Source organism: Mucilaginibacter pallidiroseus, assembly GCF_007846085.1.
Lineage (GTDB): Bacteria > Bacteroidota > Bacteroidia > Sphingobacteriales > Sphingobacteriaceae > Mucilaginibacter > Mucilaginibacter pallidiroseus.
Genome location: NZ_VOEJ01000001.1, coordinates 755,728 through 770,741 on the forward strand (window position 1 = coordinate 755,728; position 15,014 = coordinate 770,741).

Consider the following 15,014-nt stretch of genomic DNA (forward strand, 5'->3'; position numbering starts at 1 on the left):
AAAAGGGCGGTGACTTAGTTAGCCATCGCCCTTCCAAATTCAAAGACTTTGCCGATTAGTCGTTGATATCTTTGATGTGCAGGTAATTTGATTTTACAGTGTCAAGCACTTCTTCAAACTTTCCGCCAAGCATTAATTTAGTCATAGACACAGCCATACCCTTAACCATTTTAAATTCAATTTTTGGCGGCATAGCCAATGCATTAGGGTCCGTAAAAACGTTTACTAATATGGGGCCGTTGTAAGCAAAGGCCTCAGCCAGCGACTCGTCAAGCTTTTCAGGATCATTAATGGTTATGCCTCTAATGCCGGTGGCCTGCGCTATCATCGCAAAGTCGGGGTTTACCATATCAGTTTCATGATCCGGCAAGCCGGCAACCTGCATTTCTAACTTTACCATTCCTAACGAGCGGTTGTTGAATACTATTATTTTAACCGGTAAATTGTATTGTTTTATGGTAGCCAAATCGCCAAGGAGCATAGATATACCACCATCGCCGCACATGGCCACCACCTGCCTGCCCGGCAAAGCCAGCGAAGCACCTATTGCCTGTGGTAACGCGTTAGCCATTGAACCGTGTACAAAAGAGCCAAGCATGCGCCTTTGCCCCGTAGCGCGTATGTAACGCGCACCCCAAACACAGCACATACCGGTATCAACCGTAAAAATTGCATCGTTAGTTGCCAGTTTATCAAGTTCAAACGCTACCGCTTCCGGGTGTATCATATCAACTTTACCCTTGTCTTCAACATAGCTTAGCAAGTGCTCTTTCACCTTATCATACACATGCAATTGCGCATTTAAAAAGCTGTCGTCTTTTTTCTCGTTCAACAATGGCAGCAGTGCAGTCACTGTACTTTTGATATCGCCGTATAGCGCCATGTTTAATTTCGCCCTGCGGCCAAGTTTCTCGGGATTGATATCAACCTGAACAATAATTTTGTCAGTAGGCATAAATGGCACATACGGGAAATCAGTACCCAGCAATACCACTACGTCACTTTCATGCATGCTATGATAAGCAGATGGTAATCCTAAAAGGCCTGTCATGCCCACTTCATACGGATTATCATACTGGATACTCATTTTACCCCTGTACGAGTACCCTACCGGTGCCTTTATTTTTGCGGCTAACGCTACAATTTCGTCATGCGCATCGGCAGCGCCTATCCCGCAAAAAATACAGATTTTGGCATTACTGTTTATAAGCGCAGCCAACTGGCTCAGCTCTGTCATGTGCGGCACAATATTAGCCTTAGGGAAGTAATTAGCGTCGGACGACTTGTTCTCTACTGCGTCCATGGCACTTACGTCGCCTGGAAGCCCAAGTACAGCTACGCCGCGTTTGTACAACGCGTGTTGTATTGCAGCCTGCGTCATTCTTGCTAATTGTGCCGGAGAGGCTGCAATTTGATTGTAGTGACTGCAATCCTCAAAAAGTTTTATAGTGTTAGTTTCCTGGAAATAGTCGCTGCCAAACTCTGTGGTGGCACATGTCGAGGCTATGGCCAACACCGGCGTCCCTGAGCGATGTGCATCGTACAAACCGTTTATCAGGTGTACGTGTCCAGGCCCACTACTACCGGCGCAACACGCCAGGCCTGTCAGCTCACTCTCGGCGGCCGCCGCGAAGGCACCGGCTTCTTCATGCCGCACATGTATCCATTGAATGCCCGGCGTTGAATGCACAGCGTCATTTAACTCGTTAAGGCTATCGCCGGTTACTGCATAAACACGTTTTATTCCTGCTGCCACCAGCATATCTACCAATTGCTTTGCTACGTTTTTTGACATTTTGTATCGTTTTATAATTAACTTAACGGGTCGCGGCCCCGCATGTTTGCGCCTATCTTTATCAATAGGCAATCCACTCAACAAAACTCTAAAAATCAGCTATTTGCAACACTTGGGAAATGCTATAAGTGACTATATATCGCTAATTTACTACCCTACTCATTTTTGTATTAAAGATTCATCAGAAAAAGCTGTTCTAAATATGAAAACAATGCTTCTATACGGTACAGGCTTATAATATGATGTACTGCAGTTACCACTTTAGGTAGGGTTCTTTCTAGCCGTTTTCACTTCTTGAATTTACCAGTCAACGACATTATTTAATTTCTAAATAAATATTTTCCTTTTAAAACAATTTTGAGAATACGTGCATTATAAATGCATGACAAAAATATATCCCGGAAAACCCTATCCGCTTGGGGCAACCTGGGACGGAAACGGCGTTAACTTCGCACTATACTCCGAAAATGCTACCCGTGTTGAACTTTGTTTTTTTGATTCGGACCCCGACAGTAAAGAACCTGAGGTAAGAATAAATTTAACCGAACGTATACACCAGATATGGCATTGCTACTTGCCAGAAGCCCGTCCGGGGCAATACTATGGCTACCGTGTATACGGCCCATATGAGCCGCAAAACGGGTACAGGTTTAACGGCAATAAATTATTGATTGACCCTTATGCAAAAGCAATCTCTGGAACAATCAACTGGCACGATTCGCTGTTCGCCTACAAAATTGGCGACCCTGCGCTTGACCTAAGCTTTAGCGAATTAGACAGTTCGCCCTACATGCCAAAATCTGTAATTGTAGATTCTGCTTTTGATTGGGGTGATGACAAGCCGCCCCGTACTCCCTACCATCAGTCGGTAATTTATGAAACGCATGTTAAGGGTTTCACACAATTACATCCCGACATTCCGGAAGATATCCGGGGAACATACGCAGCTATTGGTCACCCTGCCTGTATCGAGCATTTAACAAACTTGGGTATAACTGCAGTTGAGCTATTGCCGGTACATCATTTTGTAGCCGACAGACACCTGGTAGAAAAAGGGCTTACAAATTATTGGGGGTATAATACCGTAGGTTTTTTTGCGCCCGATATACGTTATGCCGGCAATGTAGACAAAGGCCAACAGGTGCAGGAATTTAAGCAAATGGTAAAAAACCTGCACGCGGCCGGTATTGAAGTGATCCTTGATGTGGTTTATAATCACACAGGCGAAGGCAACCATATGGGCCCGACATTGTCTTTAAAAGGGATTGACAACTCGGCTTATTATCGGCTGGTTGATAACGATAACCGGTACTACATGGATTACACAGGCACGGGCAATACGCTGAACGCCATGCTACCAAATGTGCTACGTTACATTATGGATAGCTTACGTTACTGGATTACAGAAATGCACGTGGATGGTTTCAGGTTTGATTTAGCCGCTACACTTGCCCGCGAGTTGCATGAGGTAAACAGGTTGAGTGGCTTTTTTGATATCATTTATCAGGATCCCATTATATCGCAGGTGAAGCTGATTGCCGAACCATGGGATGTGGGTGAAGGTGGTTACCAGGTAGGCAACTTTCCGCCGGGATGGGGTGAGTGGAACGGCAGGTTCAGAGATTGTATCCGCGATTATTGGATTGGTGCCGATAGCATGCTTGGTGAGTTTGGGCAGCGTTTTACCGGCAGCCCAGATCTTTACCAGGAGGAATTCCGTAAACCAACGGCCAGCATTAACTTTATAACTGCTCATGATGGCTTTACACTGAACGACCTGGTATCGTACAATGAAAAACATAATGAAGCTAACGGTGAAGGAAACAATGATGGTGAAAGCCATAACAGTTCCTGGAACTGCGGCGTTGAAGGCCCTACTGATGACCCGGAAATTATAAAGCTTCGAAACAGGCAAAAGCGCAACCTTTTGGCAACGCTTTTTCTATCGCAGGGGGTACCTATGTTGGTCGCCGGCGATGAATTTGGGCGCACGCAGCAGGGTAACAATAATGCCTATTGCCAGGACAATGAAATATCCTGGCTCAATTGGAACAACGCTGATGAGCAATTACTTTCATTTACAAGCAAATTAATAACGCTGAGAAAAAATCACCCGATTTTCCGCCGCCGAAGGTGGTTTAAGGGTAAGCCTGTTAAGGGTAAAGGCCCGGGAGACATTGCCTGGTTTTTACCGGAGGGGACCGAAATGGAAGACCACCATTGGGATCATGACTTTGCACGCTCGTTAGGCATTTACTTAAACGGACTTGGCTTGCATGCAAGCGACCAACAGGGTGTGCCCATTAAAGACGACAACTTTTACATCATGTTTAATGCGCATTACGAACCTATCAGCTACACTCTTCCGGGCTTTCTAAGCGCGAAAGACTGGCAAATTGTATTAGATACAAGTAATGATGAAATTGAGGAACAAAACTTGCATACCGGCAATAGTATTATTGTTGAAGGTCGATCGGTAATGGTGTTATGCAATAAAATTATTTATGGATAATTCTTACAAAAACAAATTGGTACCCGGAGTTACATTTTCACAAAACGGCGAAGCGCAAATTGTGCTTTGGGCCCCAAAAGCAGAAGACGTATCTATTAAGATAGATGAAGAGGGTGGTATTTCTTTGAATAAAGCTGACAAAGGCTACTGGACGCTTAACACTTCAAAACTTAAGCCGCTTGATAAGTATAAATTCATTTTAAATGGCACCGATGAACTGCCCGATCCTGCTTCAAGATCTCAGCCGGACGGTGTGCATGGCCCATCGCAGGCAATAGATTTGGCAGCATACCGCAAGGAAGCAGCAGATTGGAACAATTTGCCGCTGACGGACTACATCATTTATGAACTACACACGGGAACATTTACGCCCGATGGCACATTCGCCGATATTGAAAATAAGCTGCCGTATTTAAAGGAATTAGGCATAACAGCCATCGAGATTATGCCGGTGGCGCAGTTTCCAGGCGAACGTAATTGGGGCTATGATGGCGTGTTTCCCTACGCTGTGCAAAACTCCTACGGCGGCCCGGAAGCACTGTTTAATTTGGTTAACGCTTGTCATCAGCATGGCCTCGCGGTAATTCTGGATGTAGTGTACAATCATGTTGGCCCTGAAGGAAACTATTTTAACGAGTTCGGCCCATACTTTACCCAGAAATATAATACACCGTGGGGCAATGCGGTAAACTTTGATGACGCCGGTTGCGACGAGGTTCGCAATTACTTTGTGCAAAACGTATTGATGTGGTTTCGCGATTTTGGCATTGATGCATTACGCTTAGATGCTGTACACGCCATTAAAGATTTCAGCCCAAAGCACATTCTGCAGGAAATGCGCGAAGCTGTTGACGAGCTAATGTCTAAAACCGGAAAAACCCACTATTTGATTATTGAATTTGACTTAAACGACAAACGCTTTATCGACCCGATAGATAACCATGGCTTTGGTATGCATGCACAATGGATAGATGAGTTTCACCACGCTTTGCGTGTTACGGTCGGCGGCGACAGAAACGGTTATTATTCGGATTTTAACGGTCTGCAGCACCTGGCTAAGGCTTATAAGGATGCCTATGTGTACGATGGCGTCTATTCGCCAAAAAGACAAAAAACTTTTGGAACGAAAACAAATAATCCCGGCTGGCAATTTGTGGCTTTCTCACAAAACCATGATCATGTAGGTAACCGCATGCTGGGCGAACGCAGCAGTACCCTATTTAGCTTCGAGATGCAGAAGCTTATGGCGGCGGCAGTAATGGTTAGCCCCTATTTGCCAATGCTATTTATGGGCGAAGAATACAGCGAGCAAAAACCTTTCTTATATTTTGTAAGCCATACCGATAAGGAACTCATCGAGGCGGTACGCAAAGGGCGAAAGGATGAATTTAAGGCCTTTCATAGCGAGGGTGAAGCACCTGACCCGCAAGCCGAGGATACTTTCGAACAATCGAAACTCAATTGGGATAGCCTGAATGGTATACACCACCAAACTATGCTGGGCTACTACAAGCAACTCATCCAACTACGGAAAAGTATACCAGCACTGCACGGCTATAATCGCGAAAACCTGGCTGTTGAGTTCGATGAAAGTGCGCAAACGCTACGTCTGTATCGTTGGGAAGGACAAAATCAGGTTTATTGCTACATGAACTTTTCGGATGAAGCGCAATCATTTGTGCCACCCGAGGGCAACTTTACTATTGCGCTGAACTCTTCGTCAACAAATTCCCAATCAGAGAATCAACTACAACCACAATCAGTTATCATATATACCAACTAATATGTTTAATCCGGTTTCTACCTATCGCATACAGTTTCATAAAGATTTTACATTTGATCACCTTGAACAGATTATTCCTTATTTGGCAGATCTTGGTATTAAAACGCTGTATGCTTCTCCTATTTTCAGCGCGGTACCTGGTAGCAATCACGGATATGATGGCACCGACCCGCTAACTATTAACCCTGAAATTGGAACGTTGGAACAGCTAAAAGCCATAAGCAAAAAATTAAAAGGCTTTGGCATGAGCTGGTTACAGGATATTGTACCTAACCACATGGCTTTCCATCATAATAACCACTGGTTGATGGATTTGCTTAGAAACGGACCGGCATCGCCTTACCGTAACTACTTTGACCAAAGCCTTGCTGATGGTTCCTTTTTTAAAGGGCCTATCATGGTTCCATTTTTAGGCAGTAGCCTCGATGATGTTGTTGAACAAGGCGACCTTAAAGTTGTGCATCAAGATAATGAGTTTTGGTTTGCTTATGCCGACCAGCTATGGCCGATTAATGAAGCCTCAACTGTTGACCTGGATGTGTCAGCTTTAGAGACTATCAACCATGACAAAGAAAAATTAAAAGCCATCGCAAACCAGCAATATTACAGGCTTTGCAGTTGGGAAGAAACTGACAATACTATAAATTTCCGCCGGTTTTTTACGGTGAACAGTCTTATCTGCATCAACATTCAGCACAAAGAAGTATTTGACCATTATCACCAGTTAATAGCTTCGTTGCTTAAAGAAGATATCATCCAAGGCTTACGTATTGATCATATCGACGGTTTATACGATCCTGATCAATACCTTAAACGCCTGCGAGAACTGGCCGGCCCCGACACGTATATTATTGCTGAGAAGATATTAGAACAGGGTGAGCAGTTGCCCAATTGGCCCATACAGGGCACCACGGGTTATGATTTTTTGGCACATGTAAACAACTTGTTTACAAACCCGGATACCGAAAAAACATTGACTAAATTTTACCAGGAACTCACCGGCGACAAACAATCGGTTGAAAACCAGGTGCCGCTGAAAAAAAATCTCATTCTCACCACTCACATGAATGGAGAGCTCAATAATTTAACTAATTATTTTATTGAACTAAATTTGGGTAAGGCAGATGATTTTAAAGCTATTAAGGAAGATATTGCCCGTTTATTGGTGAGCTTCCCGGTTTATAGATTTTATGGAAACAGCTGGCCTCTTGACCCTGACGAGCAAAAAAAACTGGCAGATATTATAGAAGATATTAAGGCAACTAACCTTGCCCCACTTATTAATGCTGACAGCGCCGATGAAAACATCGTAAACTTTTACAGGCGCTGCATGCAATTTAGCGGGCCGTTGATGGCTAAAGGCGTTGAAGATACGCTGATGTATACATATAACCGCTTTGTTGGGCACAATGAGGTTGGTGATTCTCCGGACGCGTTTGGGCTTAAAGTTAAAGACTTCCATACGCTTATGCAGGAACGCCAGGCAAAATGGCCATTGGCACTAAATGCTACAGCCACCCATGATACAAAACACGGAGAAGGTGCACGCGCCCGGCTAAACGTTCTAAGTACAATAGCCGCAGAATGGAAAGCCAAGGTTACAGAGTGGCGCGAGCTTAATGCGCCAGCGATACAAGATAACCAACCGGATGCGAACGATGAATACTTTATTTATCAAACGCTCATTGGCTCATACCCAATGCCGGGCCAACCTGAAGATGATTTTAAGCAACGGCTGACAGACTATTTGCAAAAAGCCCTTCGAGAGGCAAAAAGATTTACCAATTGGACGGCACCTAACGAGGATTACGAGAAGGCTACGATAGATTTTGCCTTAAGCTTATTGGACGCTGACAAACTATTTTGGCAAAGCTTCACGGATTTTCATAAAAAAGTTTGCCGACTGGGTGTGGTAAATTCGCTTGCGCAGCTAACATTAAAGCTAACCTGCCCGGGTGTACCGGATATATACCAAGGTTGCGAACTTTGGGATTTAAGTATGGTTGATCCAGACAACCGTCGCCCGGTTGATTATGAGTTGCGCCGAAAGTGTCTTGGCGACAAAGACACCGATTTGGGCGAACTTTGGGAAACTCCTTTTAATGGCGCCATCAAAGCACGACTGGCCCAGTCTTTACTAAGCTTAAGGGCAAGCCATAGCGAAGTTTTTGCAAAGGGCGATTACATACCGCTTGAGTTAACAGGTAAACATGCTGATGATGCTATAGCGTTTGCACGGGTATATAATAACGAATGGATTGTAACGGTTGTACCAACACGCGCAGAAACTGATCTGAAAAACACATATGTAAACTTCCCAGCAACCGCCCCAGTAGCATACATCAATACCTTAACAGATGTTAAAGGTGTTGCAGGTAGTGAACTAGAGATCAGTACAATATTGAAAGACATGCCGGTTGCAGTATTGCGCCTTTCCAATTCTGATAATAAACGAAGTGCAGGTGTTTTGCTGCATATTACATCATTGCCTTCTAAATTTGGCATTGGTGATTTTGGCACCGAGGCCAGGCAATTTGCCGATTTACTTAGTAAAAGTTACCAGCGTTGCTGGCAAATATTGCCGTTAAATGCCGTAAGTGCGACCGATAGCTTTTCGCCCTACAGCGCTATATCAAGCCAGGCAGGTAACGTAATGTTGATAAGCCCTGCCCTGTTAGTTGAAGAGGGATTGCTAACCACTACCGATCTAAGTGTGGTTGAAACCCAGATTAGCGGCTTTGTTGACTTTGACACGGCCGAAAGTATAAAGCAAACCTTGCTTGACAGAGCATGGGACGTTTACAGCAACCATCCAACCGAAGCGTTAAAAAATGAATTTGATTTATTTTGCAGCCGTGAATGCGATTGGTTAGATGATTATGCGCTTTACAGCGTCTTAAAGCGTATCCATGATCAAGCGCCATGGCATAGCTGGCCCGATGTTTACAAACTGCGTGAAAAAAATGCCCTTACCGAACTAATTGAGCATCATTCGCAGGAACTTGAAAAGGTTAAATGGCTGCAATTTATTTTCACAAAGCAGTGGAACAACCTAAAACAGTACTGCAACAAACAAGGCATTGAAATATTAGGAGATCTGCCTATTTATATCAGTTACGATTCGGCAGATGTTTGGGCGATGCCTCAGTTGTTTGAGTTGGATGAAAACTTTGATATGGTAAATGTATCCGGCGTGCCGCCCGATTATTTTAATGAAGAAGGTCAGCGCTGGGGGATGCCTGTTTATAATTGGGATAAGCATAAAGCCGATGGTTACAACTGGTGGATAAAAAGGATAAGCAAAAACCTGGATTGGTATGACTTGCTTAGGCTTGATCATTTCCGGGCATTTGCCGCCTATTGGGCAGTCCCTGCAAACGAGCAAACTGCTATTAATGGCAAGTGGGTTACAGCGCCAGGGCAGGATTTTTTTGAAAAACTAAGTGAAGCATTCCCAAAGCTGCCTCTAATAGCTGAAGACCTCGGCGAAATTGATGATGAAGTAATAGAACTGAAAGATAGCTATAACCTGCCCGGCATGAAGGTTTTACAGTTTGCATTTGGTGATGATATTGCAACGTCCGGCCATGTACCACACCATCATCAGGCGAATTATATAGTTTACACCGGCACCCATGATAACAATACCACACTCGGCTGGTTTAGGCAAGATGCCGATAAGGTGACGGCTAAAAATTTGAAAAAATATCTTGGCGTGGATGTAAATGAGAAAAACATAGTCAAGACCATGATAAGGGCAGCGATGGCTTCTGTTTGTGACCGGGCTGTTATACCAATGCAGGATTGGCTTGAACTGGATGAGACAAGCAGAATGAATACTCCAGCCGGTAATGGATCCAACTGGACATGGCAACTTACCGATGAACAACTTGCAGAAATGCCTGTTAAAAAGATGAGAAAGTGGACGCTGCAATTTGACCGTGTCTAATTTGTTAACATATAGCAGGTAAGTGGCATTTGTCGCCTGTTATGAGAGAATAAACAAACAATACATCTCCCATCACATGTTTTGACATGGGAGACGTATTGTTCAGGGTGCGCTGTCATCACTCAATTCGCTGATAAGCATATCCGCAGTGGCGTGTATGGTTTTCCGGATTATATCCTCACAACTACCTTCAAATACTTTTCTGAAACTTGCGGGCTTGTCGTTTATCAATGCAAATACAAACATAGTACCTACAGGCTTTTCTTCGGTTTCGCTACCGCCAGGCGTAGTTAGGCCGGTCACTGTAACATAAATATCTGCATTAATCAGTTCTGAAAGGCGATGTGCCATCTCGCTGGTAACCTCCATAGATTCGGGCGTAAAGTCATCTATAAGGCTTTGCGGCACTTTCAATAACGATACTTTTAACGAGGCATCGTAACAGGCAATGCCGCCTATAAGCACCTTTCCGGAATACGGTGTCAATGCAAATTCCGAACATAACCAGCCGGCGGTAGCACTCTCTGCAAAGGCTATCGTTAAACCTTTATTGGCCATTAATTCTGCACACTCATCTATCCTGCTATCAGCCATTTTATTATTCAATTGGTGTTTTACAAAAATAAATTCAATCTGATTTACTTCTTCGAACTTGGCAATATTGCCAGCAAAGCCAATGAGGCAACGCCTAATAACCCTGCCGCTATATACTTGCGATGGGCCTTTGGTTTACCTGGGTAACCAAACCGGCCATGGGTGCTCATCCCGTAATCAACTGTATTAAAAATATTACCGTCGGTTAATTCAATAGGCGCAGCTGTCTTAAAATAACCGCGCATAAATAGGCCTGTCAACTTAGTCATTAATTCGGGCATCAAAGCATGTCCGGCCTTGAGCAATAAAGATGCACTACCTACATAAGTATTAGCTGATGGGTTGGCAGCCACCTTAATCATAGCCTCCGCAAGCCTGTTTGGATCATACACCGGCGGAGCCGGCTTTAGCGCTTTACCTGTGTAATTAGCCGCGTGTTCAATCCCCGGAGTGTCCAAAAATGCAGGGAACAGATCACACACATATATCGATTTCCAACCTGCAAGTTCTCCTTTCAATGCTTCCGAAAAGCCTCGCAGCGCAAACTTACTGGCCGTGTAACCGGCACCGTGCGGTACAGGTAAAAAGCCGCCTATTGAAATATTATTAATAATTGTACCGTAGCCCTGTTTTTTGTAGATGGGTAAAATGGCATGGGCGCCATTCATATATCCCAATAAATTGATCTCAATAACTTGTTTGTGCACGGCCATCGGCGTTTTGTCGAAGTCGCCCGCAGCCAAAACACCGGCATTATTTATCCATACATCAACTTTGCCTTGCCAATTATCAGCAGCATTAGCTAATGCGATCATTGCTTTAGCGTCGGTTACATCTGTGGGAACAACCAAGACATTTGCCCCTAATTCGCGACATTCTTCAGCTACTTCATTCAACGCTGCTTCATTGCGGGATGCCAACACCAACCATGCACCTTGCTGCGCAAATTGGTATGCAGCCGCTCTGCCTGCGCCACTTGAAGCGCCTGTTATCACTATGGTTTTGCCATTTAGCTTGTCAAATAAATTCATATTCTAATAACCGCTTTTAAAAACTTCTGTTTTATAATAAAGGGCTGCAACGCGGCAGCCCTTCAATAACAGATATAGCCGGGTGTTTATTTATCCGCCGGCTTTTGTTGTTCATTCATCATATGGGCGGCTGCACTATCAGGTATCACATTACTCATACCTATCTGAACCTTATTTTTGAAGCCGGATATTATACGGTCCTCGCCAGACATCAACGCTTCGTATCCATCCTTGGCTACATCCGCGGGATCGGCCATTGCTTCCGGATCTTGCACTACTTTACTATCATTCATCTCCGCCTTATTAAAAAAATCGGTGTCGGTAACACCCGGCATCAATGACGTAAGCGTAACACCCGAATCTTTTAATTCTTCCCTGATTGCCGAGGTAAATGACAGCACAAAGGCCTTTGTTCCATGGTAAACGGCTTGCCAAGGACCTGGAACCTTACCGGCAATTGAGCCAAGATTAAGTATTTTACCGTCGCCGCGGGCAGCCATTTGCTTCACAAAGTGCTTGGTTAGTATCACCGTTGCGCCAATGTTTAAATTGATGATATTGAGCTCTTTCTCAAGGTCGTTGTCTTTGAACAAGCCATAGGCGCCCTGGCCTGCATTGTTAACCAATACATCAACCTGCTGGTTAACATCGGCGCACAAGGCTTTCACTTGTTCCAGATCGGACAAATCCTTGGCTATCGTAGTTACATTTACGCCGGTTTGATTGAGTTCCGCAGCGGTGGCATCAAGCTCGGCCTGATCGCGCGCCACAATTATTAAATTGTATTTATTAGCAGCGAAAAGTTTTGCCAACTCTTTACCTATCCCGCTGGTTGCCCCGGTTATAAGGGCTGTTTTGTTAGTTTCCATAGTTGATGTTTTATTTGTTTGACGAAAGCTTTCAGTTTAATTACTATGACTTCTTAAAAAAGCGTTTATAATAGATTGATTTCATTAAAATATAATGCTTACTCGGCGGGTTTGAACACAGCCTCCTGCAATGGGAATGAAATAGAAGGCTTTTTGGTTGGGTCGGCCAATTCGTTTAATTTTGAGTTGAGCACAAAAATTTTCCCATCGGCCATAGTGGCTGTACTTGGTTGTTGAAAACGATCTGTAGCTGCGGTAGCGGCTTTAATTTTCGCTGTCTGCCAATTATCTATGCTATAGATCTGAAAAATCTTATCCACACCCTTATTCTGTACTAATACAATTGTGTTATTATCCTGTAGTAACATACCGTCAGCTCCGGGCAAAAACTGGTCAATTTTAACCTTGTTAATCGCCTTAGCATTCTTGATATCTACTTTATATATAGCGCCAGCACGCCCATCAGCAACTAGCAAAAAACCTGCAGGGTTGTAAACTATGCCATTCAGCCCTATATCTTCGCCTTTCCACAAGTCGCTTTGTGCTAATACGCTTGCTTTGCCGTTTGCATCAACTTTGTATATTACAGGCGAAAAGCTGTCGGTTACATAAGCGTTACCCGCCTCGTCAAGCGTTAAATCATTGATGAAGTGTTTGCCGTTGTAAAGTTTTGCTAAATCAATGTCAGCCACTTTTTTACCAGTTTTAGTATCCAAAGCAATTAAGCGGCCCAATTTTTTAAAAGTAGATGAGTCGGAATATTGGCTATAATTAGCATCGCTCACGCAAACCCATAAGCGGTTCCGCTTTGCGTCTACCTTCATGCCATAGGTAGATCGCATGCTCTTATCCTGATAAAATTTTGTGTATTTACCTTGCTTATCAACCGTACCTATTGTACCGTCAACTACCGAGCTTACAAAAAACTTGGCCTGCGCAGCATCATATACAGTGCCTTCGGGGTACAAGCCTTTTACTTTAATATCTATTCTTGGTGTTTGTGCTGTTGCAAATTTTGATAATCCCGTTAACAAAATAGCAGCTATGTATCTTTTTGCTTTCATGACTATTTGTTTGATGCTAGTTTGTAAATGTTACCATTCTCATCGTCAGACACGTAGATATCTCCTTTACCTGTAATTAACAGGCCGGCCGGTCGACCAAAGCGGCTCTTTCCGCCATCGGTTAAAAAGCCTGAAAAAAAATCGTGCACGGATACCGGTTTACCATCAACAAAGTGAATGCGCTGCACCTTATAACCCTCCGGATTTTTGCGGTTCCATGAACCGTGCCACGCTACAATTGCATCGTTTTTAAATTCCGTAGGTATGCCCGGTTTGTCCCCTAAAAATCTAAAGTCGATAGGTGCTGCATGCGCCGGGAATTCCATAACCGATGGAACAGTTGTTTTAGCGTAGGCCGCTTTAGTACTGCCGGGCGGCTCTTCACGTGTTGGGTCAACCTGCTGTTTGCCAAAAACCAATGGCCAGCCGTAATCGCCGCCATCTACAATTTTGTTAAGTTCTTCGGGTGGTATTTCGTCGCCTCTCCAGTCGGTGCCGTTGTCGCAACCCCATATCTCACCTGTTTGTGGCTGCCAATCAAAACCTATGGTGTTGCGCAAACCCCTCGCAAAAATGCGGCGGCCGGTGCCGTCGGCGTTCATAACCAACATCGTTGCGTGCTGCTTATTGGTTTCACCGCAATCATTACAATCGCTGCCAACAGTCATGTAAAGTTTATCATCCTTACCAAAACTAATCATGCGGTTGTTATGCTGTCCGCCGTCAGGCAAATCAGTAAGCAAGGTAGCGGTATCGGTAAGCATTCCATCATTAGCAATTTTAGCCCGCTTAAGTAATTTGCTCGACACCAGATAAAGCCAGCCATCATGTATGGTAATGCCATGTACATCATTAAACTGTGTCCAAACGGGTTTAAGTGTTTCAAACTTGCCGTCTTTGTCCTCATCGGTAAGCAATAGCACGTCACCTACGTCGCGTCGCGTAACATAAAGTCCTCCGTTATCATTAATTGCCATAATACGAGGCTTGCCCAGTCCAGATGCGGCCACAGTAACTTTCATGCCAGCCGGAACTGTCAATTTATTTACCATTGCCGTTTTAAAGTCAACGTGCGCAGGATAGCTGGTGTTAACCGTTGCCGTAAAAGGTGTTTCGGATGGTAAGCCTTTTTGAGCTGATGCATTTAAGCTGCCAAACATGATCGGAAATAACAGCAGCCAGGGTCGAGATTTAATTTTGTGTAACATCATAAATAATAGTGACGGTAGATTGGTAAGTCATGGTGATAACATCAGCCGTTAAATTATAGTTTTAAAAAAATATTTTAACTGGTAAAACCATGTGACTTAATTGATTTTTGCCTAATGAAGCTTGCTAAACAGGCGGTAACAGAAGTTTTTGGCTTAATTGTCGCTGATTAAGCAGATGTCGTCTCAGCGTTCATCATTAATTCGAT

General features: G+C 44.0%; 9 protein-coding genes. 3 read left to right on the forward strand and 6 right to left on the reverse strand.

Annotated elements, in window-relative coordinates; translation table 11 throughout:
* Window positions 1–55: 55 nt before the first annotated feature.
* On the reverse strand, window positions 56–1,795 hold the full coding sequence (locus tag FPZ43_RS03380) for a thiamine pyrophosphate-dependent enzyme (RefSeq protein WP_146380424.1): 1,740 nt from the start codon (window positions 1,793–1,795) through the stop codon (window positions 56–58).
* Window positions 1,796–2,177: 382 nt separating this feature from the next.
* Here FPZ43_RS03380 and glgX point away from each other — a divergent pair, with 382 nt between their 5' ends.
* The 3 genes from glgX to treY are packed head-to-tail and all read left to right on the forward strand — an operon-like array spanning window position 2,178 to window position 10,039.
* Window positions 2,178–4,307, forward strand: coding sequence for a glycogen debranching protein GlgX (glgX, locus tag FPZ43_RS03385; protein ID WP_146380425.1), 2,130 nt, complete (start codon window positions 2,178–2,180; stop codon window positions 4,305–4,307).
* Entirely contained in the window at window positions 4,300–6,090 is a 1,791-nt protein-coding gene (gene treZ, locus FPZ43_RS03390) for a malto-oligosyltrehalose trehalohydrolase (RefSeq protein ID WP_146380426.1), read from the forward strand. The genes glgX and treZ overlap by 8 nt, the downstream gene beginning before the upstream one ends.
* Before the next feature lies 1 nt (window position 6,091).
* Window positions 6,092–10,039, forward strand: coding sequence for a malto-oligosyltrehalose synthase (gene treY, locus FPZ43_RS03395; protein WP_146380427.1), 3,948 nt, complete (start codon window positions 6,092–6,094; stop codon window positions 10,037–10,039).
* A gap of 102 nt (window positions 10,040–10,141) precedes the next feature.
* Here the strand turns inward: treY and FPZ43_RS03400 are convergent, their stop codons facing one another.
* From FPZ43_RS03400 to FPZ43_RS03420, 5 genes are all read right to left on the reverse strand, one after another.
* Window positions 10,142–10,633 carry a CinA family protein gene (locus FPZ43_RS03400; RefSeq protein ID WP_146380428.1) on the reverse strand — a complete coding sequence of 164 codons (492 nt, stop codon included), beginning with the start codon at window positions 10,631–10,633 and terminating at the stop codon, window positions 10,142–10,144.
* Between the two features lie 44 nt (window positions 10,634–10,677).
* Window positions 10,678–11,664, reverse strand: coding sequence for an SDR family oxidoreductase (locus FPZ43_RS03405; protein WP_146380429.1), 987 nt, complete (start codon window positions 11,662–11,664; stop codon window positions 10,678–10,680).
* Window positions 11,665–11,750: 86 nt separating this feature from the next.
* Window positions 11,751–12,533, reverse strand: a complete 783-nt coding sequence (locus FPZ43_RS03410) for an SDR family NAD(P)-dependent oxidoreductase (RefSeq protein ID WP_146380430.1) — start codon at window positions 12,531–12,533, stop codon at window positions 11,751–11,753.
* A 98-nt stretch (window positions 12,534–12,631) separates the two neighbouring features.
* The gene (locus FPZ43_RS03415) at window positions 12,632–13,597 is read right to left on the reverse strand and encodes an SMP-30/gluconolactonase/LRE family protein (RefSeq protein ID WP_146380431.1); all 966 of its coding nucleotides are present in this window, start codon (window positions 13,595–13,597) and stop codon (window positions 12,632–12,634) included.
* 2 nt (window positions 13,598–13,599) lie between these two features.
* Entirely contained in the window at window positions 13,600–14,808 is a 1,209-nt protein-coding gene (locus FPZ43_RS03420) for a PQQ-dependent sugar dehydrogenase (RefSeq protein WP_222430918.1), read from the reverse strand.
* Window positions 14,809–15,014 lie beyond the last annotated feature (206 nt).